General features: G+C 71.9%; 20 protein-coding genes and 1 rRNA gene. 13 read left to right on the forward strand and 8 right to left on the reverse strand.

Annotation, left to right across the window (positions count from 1 at the left end; all coding sequences use genetic code 11):
- Positions 1-18 precede the first annotated feature (18 nt).
- The gene (pstB, locus tag ACGF1Z_RS19745) at positions 19-795 is read left to right on the forward strand and encodes a phosphate ABC transporter ATP-binding protein PstB (protein ID WP_376632657.1); all 777 of its coding nucleotides are present in this window, start codon (positions 19-21) and stop codon (positions 793-795) included.
- Between the two features lie 123 nt (positions 796-918).
- On the opposite strand, the gene ACGF1Z_RS19750 is transcribed toward pstB, so the two are convergent.
- Both ACGF1Z_RS19750 and ACGF1Z_RS19755 read right to left on the reverse strand, forming a co-directional pair.
- Entirely contained in the window at positions 919-1,917 is a 999-nt protein-coding gene (locus tag ACGF1Z_RS19750) for an anion permease (RefSeq protein ID WP_393005577.1), read from the reverse strand.
- 5 nt (positions 1,918-1,922) lie between these two features.
- The gene (locus ACGF1Z_RS19755; RefSeq protein WP_365320741.1) at positions 1,923-2,543 is read right to left on the reverse strand and encodes a DUF47 family protein; all 621 of its coding nucleotides are present in this window, start codon (positions 2,541-2,543) and stop codon (positions 1,923-1,925) included.
- A 193-nt stretch (positions 2,544-2,736) separates the two neighbouring features.
- Here ACGF1Z_RS19755 and ACGF1Z_RS19760 point away from each other — a divergent pair, with 193 nt between their 5' ends.
- Positions 2,737-3,108, forward strand: coding sequence for a metal-sensitive transcriptional regulator (locus tag ACGF1Z_RS19760; RefSeq protein ID WP_393005580.1), 372 nt, complete (start codon positions 2,737-2,739; stop codon positions 3,106-3,108).
- A 4-nt stretch (positions 3,109-3,112) separates the two neighbouring features.
- On the opposite strand, the gene ACGF1Z_RS19765 is transcribed toward ACGF1Z_RS19760, so the two are convergent.
- Positions 3,113-3,280 (reverse strand): hypothetical protein, encoded by a 168-nt coding sequence (locus ACGF1Z_RS19765; RefSeq protein ID WP_393005582.1) that lies wholly within the window; start codon positions 3,278-3,280, stop codon positions 3,113-3,115.
- 144 nt (positions 3,281-3,424) lie between these two features.
- Positions 3,425-4,243, reverse strand: coding sequence for a hypothetical protein (locus ACGF1Z_RS19770; protein WP_393005584.1), 819 nt, complete (start codon positions 4,241-4,243; stop codon positions 3,425-3,427).
- 100 nt (positions 4,244-4,343) lie between these two features.
- On the opposite strand from ACGF1Z_RS19770, the gene ACGF1Z_RS19775 reads away from it, so the two are divergent.
- Positions 4,344-4,481 carry a hypothetical protein gene (locus ACGF1Z_RS19775; RefSeq protein WP_393005586.1) on the forward strand — a complete coding sequence of 46 codons (138 nt, stop codon included), beginning with the start codon at positions 4,344-4,346 and terminating at the stop codon, positions 4,479-4,481.
- A gap of 21 nt (positions 4,482-4,502) precedes the next feature.
- Here ACGF1Z_RS19775 and ACGF1Z_RS19780 read toward each other — a convergent pair whose 3' ends face one another.
- A complete protein-coding gene (locus ACGF1Z_RS19780) occupies positions 4,503-5,210 on the reverse strand; it encodes a phosphatase PAP2 family protein (protein ID WP_393005588.1) in 708 nt (235 codons plus the stop codon).
- A gap of 201 nt (positions 5,211-5,411) precedes the next feature.
- Entirely contained in the window at positions 5,412-6,446 is a 1,035-nt protein-coding gene (locus ACGF1Z_RS19785) for an NlpC/P60 family protein (protein WP_393005590.1), read from the reverse strand.
- A gap of 341 nt (positions 6,447-6,787) precedes the next feature.
- On the opposite strand from ACGF1Z_RS19785, the gene ACGF1Z_RS19790 reads away from it, so the two are divergent.
- The 6 genes from ACGF1Z_RS19790 to ACGF1Z_RS19815 all read left to right on the forward strand — a co-directional run bounded on the left by ACGF1Z_RS19790 (position 6,788) and on the right by ACGF1Z_RS19815 (position 14,007).
- The gene (locus tag ACGF1Z_RS19790) at positions 6,788-7,096 is read left to right on the forward strand and encodes a hypothetical protein (RefSeq protein WP_046908545.1); all 309 of its coding nucleotides are present in this window, start codon (positions 6,788-6,790) and stop codon (positions 7,094-7,096) included.
- Between the two features lie 115 nt (positions 7,097-7,211).
- The gene (locus ACGF1Z_RS19795) at positions 7,212-8,018 is read left to right on the forward strand and encodes a hypothetical protein (protein WP_393005592.1); all 807 of its coding nucleotides are present in this window, start codon (positions 7,212-7,214) and stop codon (positions 8,016-8,018) included.
- Positions 8,008-9,372: a hypothetical protein gene (locus ACGF1Z_RS19800; protein WP_393005594.1), complete on the forward strand. Its 1,365-nt coding sequence runs from the start codon at positions 8,008-8,010 to the stop codon at positions 9,370-9,372. The genes ACGF1Z_RS19795 and ACGF1Z_RS19800 overlap by 11 nt, the downstream gene beginning before the upstream one ends.
- Positions 9,369-10,922 (forward strand): SCO6880 family protein, encoded by a 1,554-nt coding sequence (locus tag ACGF1Z_RS19805; RefSeq protein WP_393005596.1) that lies wholly within the window; start codon positions 9,369-9,371, stop codon positions 10,920-10,922. The genes ACGF1Z_RS19800 and ACGF1Z_RS19805 overlap by 4 nt, the downstream gene beginning before the upstream one ends.
- A gap of 20 nt (positions 10,923-10,942) precedes the next feature.
- Entirely contained in the window at positions 10,943-12,334 is a 1,392-nt protein-coding gene (locus tag ACGF1Z_RS19810) for an ATP-binding protein (protein ID WP_393005598.1), read from the forward strand.
- Positions 12,335-12,336: 2 nt separating this feature from the next.
- A complete protein-coding gene (locus ACGF1Z_RS19815; RefSeq protein WP_393005686.1) occupies positions 12,337-14,007 on the forward strand; it encodes a type IV secretory system conjugative DNA transfer family protein in 1,671 nt (556 codons plus the stop codon).
- Between the two features lie 92 nt (positions 14,008-14,099).
- On the opposite strand, the gene ACGF1Z_RS19820 is transcribed toward ACGF1Z_RS19815, so the two are convergent.
- On the reverse strand, positions 14,100-14,657 hold the full coding sequence (locus ACGF1Z_RS19820) for a GNAT family N-acetyltransferase (RefSeq protein WP_393005600.1): 558 nt from the start codon (positions 14,655-14,657) through the stop codon (positions 14,100-14,102).
- A 158-nt stretch (positions 14,658-14,815) separates the two neighbouring features.
- Between ACGF1Z_RS19820 and ACGF1Z_RS19825 the strand changes: the two genes are divergently transcribed.
- From ACGF1Z_RS19825 to ACGF1Z_RS19840, 4 genes are read left to right on the forward strand one after another with little or no spacing between them, the layout of a single operon-like run.
- Positions 14,816-15,727 (forward strand): ABC transporter ATP-binding protein, encoded by a 912-nt coding sequence (locus ACGF1Z_RS19825; protein WP_393005602.1) that lies wholly within the window; start codon positions 14,816-14,818, stop codon positions 15,725-15,727.
- Positions 15,724-16,482, forward strand: coding sequence for an ABC transporter permease (locus ACGF1Z_RS19830; protein ID WP_393005604.1), 759 nt, complete (start codon positions 15,724-15,726; stop codon positions 16,480-16,482). Before ACGF1Z_RS19825 ends, ACGF1Z_RS19830 begins: the two co-directional genes overlap by 4 nt.
- Positions 16,483-16,506: 24 nt before the next feature.
- Positions 16,507-17,757 carry a sensor histidine kinase gene (locus tag ACGF1Z_RS19835; RefSeq protein ID WP_393005606.1) on the forward strand — a complete coding sequence of 417 codons (1,251 nt, stop codon included), beginning with the start codon at positions 16,507-16,509 and terminating at the stop codon, positions 17,755-17,757.
- Entirely contained in the window at positions 17,754-18,443 is a 690-nt protein-coding gene (locus tag ACGF1Z_RS19840) for a response regulator (RefSeq protein WP_393005608.1), read from the forward strand. The genes ACGF1Z_RS19835 and ACGF1Z_RS19840 overlap by 4 nt, the downstream gene beginning before the upstream one ends.
- A gap of 96 nt (positions 18,444-18,539) precedes the next feature.
- Here the strand turns inward: ACGF1Z_RS19840 and rrf are convergent.
- Positions 18,540-18,630 (reverse strand): 5S ribosomal RNA (rrf, locus tag ACGF1Z_RS19845); the annotation flags it as partial.

Raw genomic sequence — 18,630 nt, forward strand, 5'->3', positions numbered from 1 at the left:
GAACTGGAAGTGATTCAGATGGCCAAGCGAATCGACGTCAGCGGCCTCTCCGCCTACTACGGCGCCCACAAGGCGATCGACGACATCTCCATGACCGTCGAGCCCCGCTCCGTGACGGCCTTCATCGGCCCGTCCGGCTGCGGCAAGTCCACCTTCCTGCGCACCCTGAACCGCATGCACGAGGTCACCCCCGGTGGCCGCGTCGAGGGCAAGGTGATGCTGGACGACGAGAACCTGTACGGCACCGGTGTCGACCCGGTCGCGGTGCGCCGCACCGTCGGCATGGTGTTCCAGCGCCCCAACCCCTTCCCCACCATGTCGATCTTCGACAACGTGGCGGCGGGCCTGCGCCTGAACGGCAAGTACAAGAAGGCCGAGCTCAACGACATCGTCGAGCGCTCCCTCAAGGGCGCCAACCTCTGGAACGAGGTCAAGGACCGCCTGAACAAGCCGGGCTCCGGCCTCTCCGGCGGCCAGCAGCAGCGCCTGTGCATCGCCCGCGCCATCGCGGTCGAGCCGGACGTCCTGCTCATGGACGAGCCCTGCTCCGCACTCGACCCGATCTCGACCCTCGCGATCGAGGACCTCATCGGCGAGCTCAAGGAGCGCTTCACGATCGTCATCGTGACGCACAACATGCAGCAGGCGGCCCGCGTCTCGGACCGCACCGCCTTCTTCAACCTGGCGGCCGTCGGTCAGCCCGGCAAGCTCATCGAGCTGGACGACACCGAGCGCATCTTCTCCAACCCGAGCGTCCAGGCGACCGAGGACTACATCTCCGGCCGCTTCGGATAGCCCCCACAGACCATGCGGCTGCGCCGCGTGGGTCGTACGGCGCTGCATGGCGGTGCCGCCGTACGACGAATGGGCCCGGCTCCCCCACAGGGGAGCCGGGCCCAACCATGTTCCGGGGGTGTCCTACCCGAAGACCAGCGCCACCACGTAGTAGCTCACCGCGGCCACCAGGGCGGCCGCCGGCATGGTGATGAACCAGCCCATGACGATGTTCTTGGCCACGCCCCAGCGCACCGCGTTGACGCGCTTGGTGGCGCCGACGCCCATGATCGCCGAGGTGATGACGTGGGTCGTGGAGATCGGCGCGTGGAAGAGGAACGCCGAGCCGAACATGATCGACGCGCCGGTGGTCTCGGCCGCGAAGCCCTGCGGCGGGTCCAGCTCGATGATCTTGCGGCCGAGGGTGCGCATGATGCGCCAGCCGCCCGCGTACGTACCGAGCGAGAGCATCACGGCACAGGCGATCTTGACCCACACCGGGATCTCGTCGCCCTGCTGCTGCACATCGGCGATGACCAGGGCCATCACCACGATGCCCATCGTCTTCTGGGCGTCCTGCAGACCGTGGCCCAGCGCCATCCCGGCCGCCGAGACGGTCTGGGCGATGCGGAAACCGCGCTTGGCCTTGTGCGGGTTGGCCTTCCGGAAGAGCCACAGGATCACGCACATCACCAGGTAACCGGCGAGGAGACCCACGACCGGCGAGACGAACATCGGGATGACGACCTTGTCGAGCACGCCCGACCAGATCACCTCCGTGCCGCCCGCGAGCGCCGCACCCACCATGCCGCCGAAGAGGGCGTGCGAGGAGGAGGACGGCAGACCGAAGTACCAGGTGACGAGGTTCCAGAGGATCGCGCCGACCAGCGCGGCGAAGAGGATGCCCATCCCCTTGTCGCCCTGCGGCGTCGCGATCAGGCCCTCGCTGACCGTCTTGGCGACCCCGCTGCCGAGGAAGGCACCGGCCAGGTTCATGACGGCGGCCATCGCGAGCGCGGCCCGGGGGGTCAGCGCCCGGGTCGACACCGAGGTGGCGATCGCGTTGGCCGAGTCGTGGAATCCGTTCGTATACGTGAAACCGAGCGCGACACCGATGGTCACGATCAGAGCGAAGGTGTCCACGAAGCTCAGGACTCCTTGACGGCGATGGTCTCCACCGTGTTCGCCACGTGCTCGAAGGCGTCGGCCGCCTCTTCCAGCACATCCACGATCTGCTTGAGCTTCAGCACCTCGATGGCGTCGTACTTGCCGTTGAAGAGGTGGGCGAGCAGCTTGCGGTGGATCTGGTCCGCCTGGTTCTCGAGCCGGTTGACCTCGATCCAGTACTCGGTGAGGTTGGCCATCGTGCGCAGGTTGGGCATCGCCTCGGCGGTGAGCTCGGCGGCCCGGGCCAGCACCTCGATCTGCTGCTCGACGCCCTTCGGCAGCTCCTCGACGTTGTAGAGGACGACCAGATCGACGGCCTCCTCCATGAAGTCCATGATGTCGTCGAGGGAGGACGCGAGGGAGTAGATGTCCTCGCGGTCGAACGGCGTGATGAAGGAGGAGTTCAGCTGGTGGAAGATGGCATGGGTCGCGTCGTCGCCGGCGTGCTCCGCTGCCCGCATCCGTTCCGCGATCTCGGCCCGGGCGGAGGTGTCCGCTCCGAGGAGTTCCATCAGGAGCTTCGCGCCCGTGACGATGTTGTCCGCGGACGCGGCGAACATGTCGTAGAAGCTCGTCTCCCTGGGGGTCAGACGAAATCGCACGTGGGGTCCTCGGGGTGCTGGGTTTCGGTCAGGCTGATGCTAGGCGCATCATCCGGCCACGGCTAACCGGCGTCCCTTCAGTGTCGCCCATCAGGCACAGTGATCTGCACGGGCCCCCGCCCCGGTTCGCGGGGTTCGATACCATATACCCACGAGGGGTATACACACCCTTTATGGACAACGGGAGGACGCGATGACGACCACCGAGGCGGACCAGCTCACCTCCGGGGACCCGGTCGAGCCGGCGGCCGAGCACGCTCCCGCCACCGCGCACGACCACGGTGTGCACGGCTACCACAAGCAGAAGGACGAGCACCTCAAGCGACTGCGCCGGATCGAGGGCCAGATCCGCGGCCTGCAGCGCATGGTCGACGAGGACGTCTACTGCATCGACATCCTGACCCAGGTCTCCGCCTCCACCAAGGCGCTGCAGTCCTTCGCCCTCCAACTCCTGGAGGAACACCTGCGGCACTGCGTCGCCGACGCGGCGACCAAGGGCGGCGACGAGATCGAGGCGAAGGTCGAGGAGGCCACGAAGGCCATCGCGCGCATGATGCGCACCTGAGACCTCAGCGCGGTCCGGCGCCGACCCGGAGCACCTCGTCGATGCGGTCGGCGCTCAACCGCTCCTCGTCGGCCGCGGACGCCGCGATGATCAGCTCCCCGCACAGTTCGATCTCGGCCAGGGCGATGCACTCGGGGTCGCCGGGCGCGGTCGCGGTACCGGGCGGAGCCATGCGATTCACCTCTTCCTGCCGACGTCGGTCTCCCGCCTTCGGTCTCCCAGCGTAGGGAGCGGGGCACGGAGCGCATATGACACGTCCGGACCATTTGCGCATGACTCGCAGGAGGCTCCGGCCCGGATCGGCGGGCCGCGTCCCTCAGGCCCTGATCCTCCCGGCGTAGATGTCGGCCCGTTCCGGCAGCGTCACACTGACCCGCGCGCCGAAGCCGTACAGCAGGGTGGTCGAGGCGACCGCGACCGTACGGCCCTGGTTGCTGAAGCTGAACTGGTGCCGGACCTTGCGCAGCCGTCCCTCCCGGTCGAGGTACGCGTCGAAGGGGACGGTGTCGGTGGTGAACCCTTTCGCCGCGGCGGCGAGCGCACCCCGCACCTGCGGCGAGGCCAGCCGGGCGGCCGCCGCGATGTCCGCGATCCCCCGGTAGTGACGCACCCTGACCCCCGCGAGGTCGAGCTCCCCGACGAACGCCGCCGAGCGAGCACCGCGCAGCAGCTCGGCGGCGGCGGCCGGGTCGGTGGCGCCGCCGGTGACCAGATTGCCGTCGTCGAGGGTGGTGGTGTCGACCCGCACCCACTTGTCGGCCGGCACACCGGCCCCCCGGTTCTTCATGTAGAGCGCGCCCGGGGCGAGCAGCTCGGTGATGGGCCGGTGCTCGTTCTCCCCCGCCGCGTCCTTCGGGAGCACGACCTGGAGGCTGCCGGTGCGGCGGCGGAAGTCGTACGTCCCCTCGCCGCGGATGGTCACGCGGGTGCCGCCCGAGGCCATCTCCATGGCGGTGCTCGCCTTCGACGAGCCGGCCCGGGTGAGCGCCTCGGCCGCGCCTCGCACGCTGCCCACCGGATCACCGCCCGGCTCGGCCCCGGCCCCCGGGGCCGCGCATCCGCCGGCCGCGACCGTCCCGATCAGGGCCGCGACGGCCCACGCGCCCGTGTCCCAGCGTCCGCTCCGCACCACCATCGCCTGCCAACCCCCAACGCCGTACCGCTGCCTGACCGGATCCCGCCCGACCGGATAACGACGGTCGGGACGGGCCGTCACGCGCAGTACCGTGGAGGGCGTGCATCAGACGGAGACCACGGAGCGCGGGTCGTTCGCGATAGCCCGGTGCAGCTGCGGCTGGACGGGGCCGGCCCGCAGATCACGTGAGCGGGCCCGTACGGACGCGACGGAGCACCTGGCGTCGCCCGAGGCCTAGAACGCGGCTTCGGGCGTCTCCCTAGGCGGCGAGGTCGCTCTCCCCGGTGCCGAGCCGGGGCTCGGCCATGCCGACGGTCCCTGCCACGGGCTCCCGGGCGAGGCGTCGCGAGCGCACCAGGCGGGCGCCGCGCGGGGAGCGGGCGACGGCGGAGACCACCGGGGTGAGCAGGGCGAGCGCAAGCGGGGCGAGGAGCAGCGCGGCCGCGGTGCCGAGGGCGAGGCCGCCGACGACGTCCGTCGGGTAGTGGACGCCCATGTAGACCCGGCAGAAGGCCTCGGCGAGGGCGAGGCCGATGGCGGCGAGCCCGAAACGGCGGTGGGCGACGAAGACACCGACGGCGACGGCCATCGCCATGGTGGCGTGGTCGCTGACGAACGAGAAGTCCGTCTTGCCGGCGACCAGGACCTCCAGGCCCTGATGGTCCCTGAAGGGCCGGGGCCGTTCGACGAAGCCGCGGATGGGGATGTTGACGAGGAGCGCGATGCCGGCCGCGAGCGGCGCCCAGATCAGCGCGACGACACCCGACACCGAGTCGCCGACGGCGTCGCGCCGGCGCACGCTCCACCAGCAGCCCAGCACCACGAACACGAGCCCCAGGACGATGCCGTACTCGCCCACGAACTCCATGACGCGGTCGAACCACGGCGGGGCGGCCTTCGCCAGCCCGTTGATGTCGTAGAGCAGGCTGACATCGGGGTTCGAGCCGTCCGATGCGAGTCCAGCCATCTGCCGCAGCCCCTTGCTGTCGTGTCGGTGGTGTCCAGCCCCCGTGGTCAGAGTGGTCGGATCGGAGAACGATCCGTTCGAGGACGGCGTTCCGCTCTCCACCCAAGATCGCTAGGACGTTATCGAAAGGTGACGGGCCGTCGCAGCTCAGGGTCCCCGCCCCAGGGAGCGTTTCCGGCCACCGGGGACCCGTCGACGCGGCTACTGCGGCGGCAGATGCGTGGGCAGCGCCGCCGCCCCGTCCTCGGTGACGCGGGTGGCACCGAAGTAGTCGGGCGTGTCGATCCGGTCGAACCGGATGACCGCCCCGGTCCGGGGTGCGTCGATCATGTAGCCGCCCCCGACGTAGATGCCCACGTGCCGGATCGCCCGCGAGTTGGTCAGGTCGTCGGAGAAGAAGACCAGGTCGCCCGGCAGCAGCTCGTCCCGGCTCGGGTGCGGTCCGGCGTTGTACTGGTCGTTGGCGACGCGCGGCAGCTGGATCCCCACCGTGTCGTACGCCGCCTGGGTGAGCCCCGAGCAGTCGAAGCGCCCGCCCTGCGCGGCCGTGCCCGTACCGCCCCACAGATACGGCGTGCCGAGCTTCTGCTGCGCGTAGTAGATCGCCCCGGCCGCCTGCCGCGAGGGCTCGACCCGACCGACCGGCCGGGCGAAGCTCTTCTCCAGCGAACGGATGATCCGCACGTAGTTCTGCGTCTCGCTGATCCGGGGCACACCGCCGGACTTGATGACCCGGTAGGCACCGGCGTTGTAGGCGGCGAGCATGTTGTCCGTCGGGTCCCCGGGCACCTTCTTCACGTACCCGGCGAGCTCGCAGTCGTACGAGGCCGCCGACGGGATCGCGTCCTTGGGGTCCCAGACGTCCCGGTCCCCGTCACCGTCCCCGTCGATCCCGTGGCCGGCCCAGGTGCCCGGGATGAACTGCGCGATGCCCCGGGCGTTCGCCGGCGAGACGATGGTGGGGTTCCAGCCACTCTCCTGATACAGCTGCGCGGCCAGCAGCGCGGGATTGATGGCGGGACAGAGATTGCCCCACTGCTGCACCAGCCCCTGGTACGCGGCCGGCACGGCGCCCTTGGCGAGCGCGACCGTGCCGTTCTTGCCGTTCCCGGCCCCGCCGAGGAGTCCGGCGGCCGCGGAGTAGGTCCCGACGACGATCAGCGCGACGAAGCTGAGGCAGACCCCGAACGCCCCGCCGGCCACCAGCCACGCCCCGCGCGCCTTACGCACCGTCAACCACCCCTCGGCTCATGGCAGTACGCCCCGCCGCGCCAGTCTAGGCGCGACCCCCCTCGGCGGCCCCCCGCGACGGCTCCGAGCGCCGCCCCAAAGGTGCCACAACGACAATCATTGCCCGGAGTCACCCTCCGTGATACACAGAGTGACCATACGCTTCCTCGCATACAAACCGGCCACACCGTCCCAGGTCAAGACGGTCAGATCGGTCAAGTGTGCGGGGATCGGGTAAAGAGAGCCGTCAAGCCGTCACACGCGAGCGGTTTCATCAGCGAAGATAGGGTCGACGACCCATGCCATCAGGCTGGGCGACGAACTACCCAACACGGGCGGTGAGTTACATGTACCTGGCGGCCGAGAAGGGCGACATCACCACCATCATCGGTGGAATCGCCCCGAACTGGGGGCCTTTCGGGAGCCTGGGCGCTGAGGCCAAGGTGATGATCGAGGTGGTGATGGCCGTGGCCATCCTGCTCTGTCTCGGCATCGCCATCTGGGGAGCCGCCAAGCAGCGCATCGGGGCCACCGCCCTCCGGGACACCTTCAGCGCCGAGCAGGGCAAGGGCCTGATCGTGGCCGGCCTGACCGGCGTCTTCATCATCGGGTCTCTGGGGACGCTCTTCACCATCGTGTACGGGATGGCCGTCTAACCCGTTTCCCACCACCGAGGTCGAGTTCCCTGATGCCCAGTCACCACGCCGCGTCCGCGCGGACACCAGCACGGTATTCGTCGTACCCGCGAACGCTTGAGGGGGCGTACCCGGCATGAGCCTCGGCGACGAGCACGACGGCCAGACCCGCACCCGCCTGCCGGAACCGGGCCCGGGCGCCGGCCGCCCCCCGGCCCGGAGCTCCCGCTCGCTGATCGCGATCGTCGGCGTGGTGGTCCTCCTGGTCGGCGCCATCGCCCTCGCCAACCGCGGCGACGGCAGCCCCGACTCCCCGTCCGCGGGCGCCAACCCCGACGCCCCCGCCCGCTCCGCGGCCCCCACGGCCGCGACGGGCGTCCGCCCGGTCCCGGGCAAGAACGGCCTGATCCCGACGGGCTTCGCCCACGACGAACAGGGGGCGCAGAGCGCGGCGGCGAATTACGCGGTGGCGTTGGGTTCCGTCGACATGTTCCAGCGCGGACCGCGCGCGGCCATCGTCCGTGCGGTCCACGACCCCGCGGTCGCGGACGGGCTCGTCCGCAGCCTGGACGACTCCTACTCGGCGGGCTTCCTCGCCGACGTCGGCCTCAACCCCGACGGAACCGCCCCTGCGGGGCTGACGTTCGTGTCCCGGACGATCCCCGTCGGCACCAAGGTGAAGGACAGCACGGGCGACACCGCCACCGTGGAGGTGTGGTGCACCGGACTCGTGGGCCTGGCCGGCGAGGGTTCGACCAAGCCGGTCACCACGACGTGGTTCACCATCACCGAGAAGCTGAGGTGGGTCGGCGGCGACTGGAAGGTCGTCAGCTCCGCACAGGCCGAGGGCCCCACGCCCGTGAACGGCGACAACCGCGCCTCCATCGCGGACGACATCGCCAAGGCCGTCGAGGGATACGGAGGCTTCACCTATGCCCGTTAGCCCACGCCTCCCGCTGCGCGCCCTGGGTGCCGGCCTGGCCACTCTGCCCGCCATGCTCGTGCTGCTCGCCTCGCGCGCGTACGCGGCCCCGACACCCACCCCGCCGGGAGCCACGCCCTCGACGGGCGCCACGCCGTCGCCGAGCGCCAGCAACAACCCCTGCGACCTCATCGTGGGGCAGGCCCGGGAGTACTGCGAGAACGGCCAGCCCGGCACCGGTGCACGCAACCCGGGGCTCAACGACCCCGCCACCGCTCTCGACCCCCTCTCCTCGCTCGCCAACGGCTGCGCCAAGGCGGCCGCCTGGGTCGTCGACACGCTGTCCGGCGCCGTCCGGGAGACCGCGGCCGTCGACTTCACCAACATGCAGTTCCTCGGCCGCTACGCCATCGTCTTCGCCGCCGCCACCTTCCTGACCCTCCTCCTCTGGCTGCTGGCCGTCGCCAAGCGCGCCATCCGCGGCGTCCCCCTCACGACCGCCATCTCCGAGGCCGTCGGCTTCCTCTGGCTGACCGTGCTCGCGTCCGCGTTCACGCCGTTGATCCTCTACACCGTCGTCAACGCCACCGACGCCGTCACCGAGGTCATCGCCTCCGGCACCGGACAGCAGACCGACGTCTTCTTCGGCAGCTTCAAGCAGGCCCTGGAGAAGGGCGACAGCATCGGTGGCGGGCCCATCATGCTGATCATCGTGTCGCTGGTGACCGTCCTCGCCGCCGGCGTGCTCTACCTGGAACTCGTGCTGCGCGCCGTGCTGCTGTATGTCGGCGCGCTGCTCGGCGTCGTCGTCTACTCCGGCCTCGTCGACAAGAACATGTGGGGCCACGTCCGCCGCTGGGCGGGCATCATGATCGCGGTGATCCTGGTCAAGCCGGTGATCGTCATCGTGCTCGGCCTGGCCGGCGCGCTGTCCTCCGGGACCGGCCCGGACGCCTTCTCCGCCGTCGTCTCCGGCCTCGCGATCATCCTGCTCGCCATCTTCGCCTCCGCGATGATCTACCGCTTCGTGCCGGGCTTCGGCGACGAGATCGTCGCCTCCCGCAACAACCGCCTGCACCGCGCCGGCGAGAACACCGCGGCCGCCGTCATCTCCTCCCCCGCCTCCCTCGTCTCCCAGGGCATCAAGACCCACAGCACCCGGGGCGACGGCGGCGGGCAGGGCGGCGGCCAGAGCAGCGCGCCGCGCCCCGCCAACCCGCTCTCCGGCGGCGTCGCCGCCCACAGCAGCCGCGGCTCCTCCGGCAGCGGCCCCTCGGCCACGCCCGCGCCCCGCAGCGCCAATCCCACCGCAGGCACCCCGCACACCAGCCGTAGCAGCAACAACAGCAAGAACACAGGAGGTGCAGGGCGTTGACGACCCAGTCCCAGCCGGTCTCGCCCCGCCGCACGTATCTGATCGGCCGCGCCCGGCCGAACGCGATCGTCGGCAAGAACCGCGAGACCGGCGAGATCGCGCTCATCATCGCCGGCGCGTTCCTCGGCATGATGAGCGGACTGATCGTCCCCGTCCTGTCCATGCGGATCGTCCTCCTCATGGGCTTCCCGATGATCGCCCTGGCCGCGGTCTACGTGCCGTACAAGCACCGCACCTTCTACAAGTGGTTCGAGATCAACCGCAGTTACAAGCGGATGCTGAAGCGCGGCACCGCCTACCGCTCCTCCGCCGTCGAGGCCGGCACCCGCATCGACGGCCGCGAGGTCGAGGTCGGCCCGCCGCCCGGCATCGGCCGGATCAGCTGGCTCGCCGCCCCCTTCGGCCCCGACGAGATCGCCGTCCTCCTTCACGCCGACCGCCGCACCGTCACCGCCGCCATCGAGATCGAGGGCCCCGGCGTCGGCCTGCGCGACTCCGAGGACCAGGAAGCGCTCGTCGACCGCTTCGGCACCCTCCTCAAGCACGTCGCCAACGGAGACGGCTTCGTCACCCGCCTCCAGATGCTCGCCCGCACCCTCCCCGCCGACCCCGACGCCCACGCCAAGGACGTCGCCCAGCGCGGCGACCACCACGCCCCGCCCTGGCTCCAGGAGTCCTACGACCAGCTCCAGTCGATGGTCTCCACCTCCAGCGAGCAGCACCGCGCCTATCTCGTGGCCTGCATGCACTACACCCGCGAGCTCGCCGCCGAGGCCAACGCCATGGCCCGCGCGGCCCGCCACGCCTCCGGTGCCCGCAAGCTCGACCGCGACGCCGGCCTCGCCGTCGTCATGGCCCGCGAACTCACCGACATCTGCGCCCGCCTCGCCGAGGCCGACATCCGCGTCCGCCAGCCCCTCGGCCAGTCCCGGCTCGCCTCCCTCGTCCACTCCATGTACGACCCGGACCACCCCATCGACCACATCCAGGCCATGACGAAGCGCAACGCGTGGCCGGCCGAACTCGACGCGATGGAACCGACGTACCTCCAGGCGAAGACCCGCGAGTCCGCCACCCGGGCCCCCTGGTGCCACGCCACCGCCTGGATCAAGGAGTGGCCGATGACCCCGGTCGGCGTGAACTTCCTCGCCCCGCTGCTCGTCCACACCCCCGACGTCATCCGCACCGTCGCGGTGACCATGGACCTGGAGCCCACCGAGGTCGCCATCGAGCGCATGCTCACCGAGAAGACCAACGACGAGGCGGAGGCCAGCCGCGCCGCCAAGATGAACCGCACCGTCGACCCGCGCGACATCGCCGCCCACGGACGGCTCGACCAGCGGGGTGAAGATCTCGCCAGCGGCGCGGCAGGCGTCAACCTCGTCGGGTACATCACCGTATCGGCGCGCTCGCCCGAGGCCCTGGCCCGGGACAAACGCACGATCAGGGCCTCCGCCGGCAAGTCGTACCTGAAGCTGGAGTGGTGCGACCGCGAGCACCACCGGGCCTTTGTGAACACCTTGCCGTTCGCGACCGGCATCCGCCGCTAGGGCCGAAGGGGCACAGACCGATGCGAGATCCGCTGTCCGTCCTCACCGAAGCCTTCACCGCCTTCCTCTTCGGGAAGGTCGAGACGACCCGCCTGCCCGTCCGCACCTCCACCGGCCAGGCCCAGGCCGTCTACCTGCCGACCGCCGCCCCCGGCCTCGGCGACTCCGGCGTGATCATCGGCCGGGAGGTCTACAGCGGCAAGGGGTACATCTACGACCCCTTCCAGCTGTACGGGCAGCAGCTCCCGGCCCCGCACTGGCTGGTCCTGGGCGAGTCCGGCAACGGCAAGTCGGCGCTGGAGAAGACCTACGTCCTGCGCCAGCTGCGCTTCCGCGACCGCCAGGTCGTCGTCCTCGACGCCCAGGGCGAGGACGGCGTCGGCGAGTGGAACCTCATCGCCCAGGAGCTGGGGATAACCCCCATCCGCCTGGACCCGATGGTCGCCAACGACGCCGGGATCCGCCTCAACCCGCTGGACCCCTCGATCACCACGACCGGCCAGCTCGCGCTGCTCCGCACCATCATCGAGGTGGCGATGGGCCACGGCCTCGACGAGCGCTCCGGCTTCGCGCTCAAGGTCGCCCACGCCTACGTCAACGAGCACATCACCGACCGGCAGCCGATCCTCACCGACATCGTCGAGCAACTGCGCCACCCCGAGGCGGAGTCCGCCGAGGCCATGAACGTCGACATAGACGACGTACGGGCCTGGGGTCTGGACGTCGCCCTCGTCCTGGACCGCCTGGTCGACGGCGACCTGCGCGGCATGTTCGACGGCCCGACGACGGTGGGCATCGACCTCGACGCGCCCCTCATCGTCTTCGACCTCTCCCACATCGACCGCAACTCCATCGCCATGCCGATCCTCATGGCGATCGTCGGCGTGTGGCTGGAGCACACCTGGATCCGCCCCGACCGGAAGAAGCGCATCTTCCTGGTCGAGGAGGCCTGGCACATCATCAACAGTCCTTTCGTGGCGCAGCTGTTCCAGCGCCTGCTGAAGTTCGGCCGGCGCCTCGGCCTCTCCTTCGTGGCGGTGGTGCACCACCTCTCCGACGTGGTCGACGGAGCGGCGGCGAAGGAGGCCGCCGCCATCCTCAAGATGGCGTCCACCCGCACCATCTACGCCCAGAAGGCGGACGAGGCCCGCAACACCGGCCGGGTCCTCGGCCTGCCCCGCTGGGCGGTCGAGATCATCCCGACCCTGACCCCCGGCATCGCTGTCTGGGACGTCAACGGCAACGTCCAGGTCGTCAAACACCTCATCACCGAGAAGGAGCGCCCGCTCGTCTACACCGACCGCGCCATGACCGAGTCCTCCGTGGACCCGGAGCTGGAGTGGGAGACGGAGCAGCGCGCGATCCTCATCGAGCAGCAGATGAACGACTCCTCGCAGTCGACGGTGGCATGACGATGGACAAGCCGGTACGGAGGGAGGGCGGCATCCCCGACGGTCTCGTCGTCGGTCTGCTCGCCCTCCTGCTGGGTCTCACCGTCCTCGTGTGGACGGCGACCGGCCTGTCCGCCCTCCTGGCCCACGGCGCCTGGCCCGACGGCGTCACCTTCACCCGTACGCCCCTCGCCCTGCGCGCCCTCGTCTCCGCCCCCACCGACCTCCCCGCGGCCTGGCCGGGCACGCCGCCGTCCCAGCTGTCGGGTTACGGCCTGTTCTGGGGTCTGGTCATCGGCGAAGCGATGATCCTGGCGGTCCTGACGATCTTCGCGGTCGGCACCCTGGCCCGCTGGCGCACGGTCCGGAGGGCGCCCGCAGCCGCCCACGGCGGGGCGCCGGCCGGGGCCGGAGCGGGGGTGGGGGTGTCCGGACGTGTCGGCGACCTTGCCGAGCGAAGCGAAGGGAAGCCCGCGGTCCGGACATCCCCGCCCCCGCGGAGGCCCCTGACCCCGGCGGGTGCCCCGGCCGCACCCCACCCCTCCGCACCCCACCCCTCCGCACCCCAGCCCGAGCCAGAGCCCGAGCCCCAGCAGGACCACCGGCAGCAGCACCCCCTGCCGACCCCCCGGCCCCCGGCCGGCCCCGAGCCCGCCGGGCCCCCCGCGGCCCCGGCGGCAACGGCGGCACCGGCGGGCGCGGCCCCCGCCGCCCCCTCCCTCCCGGCGGCCCCCGAAGCCCCCGCGACGTCCGCGCAGCCCCCCGTCACCCCCCAGGCAGTCGTCTACGCCCAGGCCGCCGCCCGCCGCCCCCAGGCCGCGCAGGCGGTCCTGGACGCCGAGGGCGCCGTGCTCGTCGTGACCTCCGACCCGACGCTCTGGGCCGAGACCAAGGACGCCCGCGCCAAGCTGGGCCCGGTCCTCGTCTACGACCCCGGCCATCTCTGCGACACGCCCGCCCGGCTCCGCTGGAGCCCGGCCGAACGCTGCGAGGACGCGGACGTCGCGCGCGAGCGCGCCGTGGCGCTGCTCGCGCCCGTACGCCCGCAGTCCCGCCTGGACGCGGCGGTCGCCGACACCGCCGAAACGCTCCTGCGCTGCTGGCTGCACGCCGCCGCCACGGACGGGCGCCCGTTCAAGCAGGTGCACCGCTGGGCCCAGGGAACCGACGCCCACGACCCCGTACGCATCCTCCGCACCCACCCCAAGGCCGCCGCCGGCCACGCCGGACTCCTGGAGTCCGCGCTCACCGCGCACCCCGAACGCCGCCGCGCCGCACAGGCGCTGACGGCCCGTGCGTTGTCGTCGCTGTCCTCGATCCACATCAGGGACGCCTGCACCGCGAATCGAACGGATTCGCTCACGCTCGCATCTTTCGTCGCCGAGCAGGGCACCCTGTACGTGGTGGGTGAACCGATCGAGGACCCGCGCACCCACCCGGGCGCGATGCCCCTCCTCACCGCGCTCGCCGCGAGCGTGGTCGAGCACGGCCGCCGCATGGCCGCACGGTCATCCGACGGTCGGCTCGACCCACCACTGCGCCTCGTCCTCGACGACGTCGCGGCCGTCGCACCGATCCCCGGACTCCCCGAACTGGTCGCCAGGGGAACGGATCTGGGGCTCCCGACCCTCGCCCTGATGCGCTCCCCGGAGCAGGCCCGCTCCCGCTGGCCGGACCCGCTGCCCCAGCCCTGAGCGGCCCCGGACGAGCAGCGACGGCCCCGGCCGCCCGAATGCCTCAGCCCCCGAAGGCCCCGCCGTCCCCTACGGCCCCGCCCGCGCGCCCCCTACGGACGCGGCAGCTCGTACTCCACCTCGAACGCCGCCTCGTCCCCCGGCATCGCGACCTTCTCCCCCGTCGCGACGAAGCCGAAGCGCCGGTAGAAGGCCGCGGCCCGCGCGTTGTCCTCGTGGACGTACAGCCGCACCCGGCGGATCGCCGGCTCCGGCAGCGTCCAGGACCACTCCACCGCCGCCCGGAACAGCGCGTCGATCACGCCGGCCCCGCGCGCCTCGGGCCGTACGAAGACGCCCACGAGGTGCGTCTGGTCGACCTTCGCCGCCTCGCCGAACCGCACCTCCGCCGAGGGGCGTTCCACGAGCACCGACACGGTGCCGACCCAGTGCCCGTCCGGGGTCTCGGCGACGAACTGCCGCACCCCTCCGTCGCCGGTCGCGGACGCGCCCTCGGCCCGCCCCTGCCAGAAGGAGTCGGGCTGGGCCGCCGCGCTCTCGTACGTCTCCAGGAAGGCTATGGGCGCGACCGGGTCCCGCAGGGCGGCGAGCCGGATCTCCCGGACCCGCTCCCACTCGTCGGCGCGGATGGTGCGTACAGAAAAGTCCATGGCAGTGATCCTCGCCGCCCGCGCAGGCCGCTGACAAGGCATTTCGCCAGCGGACGGGACGGGCGGGGGCCCGCGTCGTACCCCGGTACGACGCGCCGCGCCCCTCGCCCACCCCTGGTCCGACGTGCCGCGGCCGCCCGCTCCCTAGCGTCGGGAGCATGATCCGAGCGGAAGAACTCACCAAACGCTACGGCGACAGAACCGTCGTCCAGGACCTCTCCTTCACCGTGCGCCCCGGCAGCGTCACCGGCTTCCTCGGCCCGAACGGCGCCGGGAAGTCCACCACCCTGCGCATGCTCCTCGGCCTCGACGCACCGACCCGTGGCCGCGCCACCGTCGCCGGCCGCCCCTACGCCGCTCATCCCGCCCCGCTCACCCAGGTCGGCGCCCTCCTGGAGGCCCGCTCGCTGCACCCGGGCCGCTCGGCCCGCGCCCACCTGACGGCCCTCGCCCTGACCCACGGCATCCCCCGCTCCCGCGTGGAGCACGTCCTCGCCCTCGCCGGCCTCACCGAGGTCGCCGACCGGCGGGTGAAGGGCTTCTCCCTGGGCATGGGCCAGCGCCTCGGCATCGCCGCCGCCCTCCTCGGCGACCCGGCCGCCGTCGTCCTCGACGAACCGGTCAACGGCCTCGACCCCGAGGGCGTGCTGTGGATCCGCACCCTGCTCACGTCGCTCGCCGCCGAGGGCCGCACGGTCCTCGTCTCCTCGCACCTGATGAGCGAGATGGCGATCACCGCCGACCACCTGATCGTCATCGGCAGGGGCCGGCTGCTGGCCGACACCACGGTCGCCGAGCTCGTCCGCACGGCCGGCACCACCGTCAAGGTCGTCAGCCCGGAGGCCGACCGCCTGCGCGCCCTGCTGGCGCCCCGCGCGGCCCGCCTGACCGCCGAGGCCGACGCACCCGACACCCTTCACGTGACCGGGATCGACGCCCCGGAGATCGGCCGCACGGCCGCCGAGCACCACCTGCCCCTGTACGAACTCACCCCGCTGACCGCCTCCCTGGAGCAGGCGTTCATGGACCTCACCCACGACTCCGTCGAGTACCAGGGAGCAGCCGCGTGATCACCCCCGCCCGCGTCGTACGTTCGGAATGGCACAAGCTGTGGACGGTGCGCTCCACCTGGGCGACCCTGCTGACCTCGGTCGTCCTCGTGCTCGGCGTCGGGGTCCTCATGGGCGTCACGTACACCTCCGGCGGCGGCGACTCCGACGTCGACACCGTCGTCCTCACCCTCTACGGCTCCCAGCTCGGCGGCATCGCCCTCGCCGTGCTCGGCGTCCTGCTGACCGCCGGCGAGTACGCCACCGGCCTGGTCCGGGCGACCCTCACCGCCGTGCCCCGCCGCCTGCCGGTGCTGTGGGCGAAGGCCGCGGTGTTCACGGGAGTCGTCTTCACCCTCTCGCTGCTGACCGCCCTGCTGACGTTCCAGGTCGCCCAGGTCTTCCTCGACGACACCGACCAGGCGGCCTCCCTCACCGACCGGGGCGTCCTCGCCGCGGTCGCCGGCAACGCCGCCGGAGTCACCCTCCTGGGACTCGTCGCCCTCGGCCTCGGCGCGACACTCCGTTCGGTGCCGGGCGCCCTCGGCGCCTTCGTCGGCGGCGTGATCGTCCTGCCGGAGGTCCTCGGGATGCTTCCGTACGAGGGCGTGGAGACGCTCGTCCGCCACTTCCCCACCCAGGCGGCCGGCGCGCTGGGCTCCGCCACCCCGCTCCCGGACGCGGCCTCCCCCGCAGAGGCCCTCCTCGCGCTCGTCCTGTGGGCGACGGCGGCGCTCGCGCTCCCCGCGGCGCTGCTGACACGCCGTGACGTGTGACCCGGAGTGGATGAGGATGTGCGGGTGACGAGCACGGAGAAGACGAGGGTGCGGACCGGGACGACCCCTCCGGCGGCCCGGACGGGGCCGACGGCTTCGAGCCGCCCCGTCCAGCGCGTACCGGTCCGTGTACGGGCCTTCGACGCGGCCCACCCGTGGCTCTGGGACGGGACGCTGGCCGGCACCTGGACCGTGGCCGCGCTCGTCGACGCGACCGGCGGCTGGCGGAACACCGCCCAGGACCCCTCCGTACCGCCGTGGCTGGTCGTGGCGACGACCCTGGCCCTCGTCCTGCCCCTCTACCGGCGCCGGCGCCACCCCGTGGGCGCCCTGACCGCCATGGCGTGCGCGACGCTCGTGAGCACGGTCTCGGGGGCCTTCCTGCAGGCCGCGTTCCTCCAGGCGATCCCGCTCTTCCACATCGCCCTCAGGCGCCCGCCGCGCGCCCTGCTGTGGTCCACGGCGCTGATCGGGACACCGCTGGCGGCGGGCGCCGTCCGCTTCCCCGGAGGAAGCTGGGCGGAACATGCCGTCCCCGCCCTGTGGACGTACGTCCTGGCCGCCCTGCTCGGCATCACCGTGCGCTCCCGCCGGGACGAACGAGAGCAGGAGGTACGTCTTGCCGCCGCCGCCGAACGGACGCGCATCGCCCGGGAGATGCACGACATCATCGGCCACAACCTGGCCGTCATCACCGGCCTGGCCGACGGCGGTCGGTACGCGGCCGCCAAGAACCCGGAACGCGCCGCACAGGCCCTCGACGCCATCGGCACCACGAGCCGCCAGGCGCTGGCCGAACTCCGCCGCCTGCTGGGCGTCCTGGGGCAGGACGGGACCGCCGCCGAGTCGGCCGACCGCACCCCACAGCCGGGGCTCGCGGACCTCCCGGCCCTGGTCGACGGGGTACGGAAGGCGGGTCTGCGTGTGCACGCCGAACTGCCGGCCGCGCCCCATCCCCTCTCCCCCGGAGCCGAACTGACGGTCTACCGGGTGGCGCAGGAAGCCCTGACGAACACCCTGAAGCATGTCGGCGAGGGGGCGGAGACGAGCGTGACCCTGGCCTTCGCGCCGGGGGCCCTGACCCTGACGGTCGCGGACACGGGCGGGAAAGGGGCCGACCCGGCCACGTCCCGGGTCCTCCCGCAGGGCCGAGGACTGGCCGGAATGCGCGAGCGCGCGGCGCTCTACGACGGCACACTCGAATGCGGCCCGCCGCCGGCCGGCGGCGGCTGGCGCGTACGACTCCGACTTCCCCTGGAGGACTCCCCCTCGTGACGACCGTTCTGATCGCCGACGACCAGCCGATGCAGCGGTTCGGCTTCCGGATGCTGCTGGAGAGCCAGGAGGACATGACGGTCGTCGACGAGGCCGCCAACGGAGCCGAGGCCGTCCGCCTGGCCGACCGTCACCGCCCGGACGTGATCCTGATGGACATCCGCATGCCGGGACTCGACGGCATCGAGGCGACGCGCCGCATCGTCGCCGCGGGCGCCCGCACCCGGGTCCTGATCGTCACGACCTTCGATCTCGACGAGTACGCCTACGAGGGCCTGCGCGCGGGTGCGAGCGGCTTCCTGGTGAAGGACGCCCGGCCCGAGGAGCTCCTCGCCGGCGTCCGCGCGGTGGCGAGCGGCGAGGCGGTGGTGGCCCCCACGCTGACCCGCCGTCTCCTCGACACCTACCTCCACCACCTCCCCCCGGCGCCGAACACCCCGGCCACCGCCGCGCCGTCCCGCCCGGAGGAGGATGCCCGTCTGTCGGCCCTGACCGGCCGGGAACGCGAGATCCTCACGGTCATCGGGCTGGGCTGGACCAACACGGAGATCGCCGGCCGCCTGCATCTCGCCGAGTCCACGGTGAAGACCCACGTCACCCGCATCCTCGCCAAGACCGGCTCCCGGGACCGCGTCCAGGCGGTCATCCTGGCGTACGACACGGGGCTGGTGACCGCCGAGCGGTGACAGCACGGGGCCGGCCCCCCGAGGAGCCGGCCCCACAAGAGCCGTGAACGCAGAAAAGCCCCGCACCAGAAGGTGCGGGGCTTTCCCACAATGATTGTTCGGCGGCGTCCTACTCTCCCACAGGGTCCCCCCTGCAGTACCATCGGCGCTGAAAGGCTTAGCTTCCGGGTTCGGAATGTAACCGGGC

It is taken from the genome of Streptomyces sp. NPDC048018, from assembly GCF_043202995.1.
Lineage (GTDB): Bacteria > Actinomycetota > Actinomycetes > Streptomycetales > Streptomycetaceae > Streptomyces.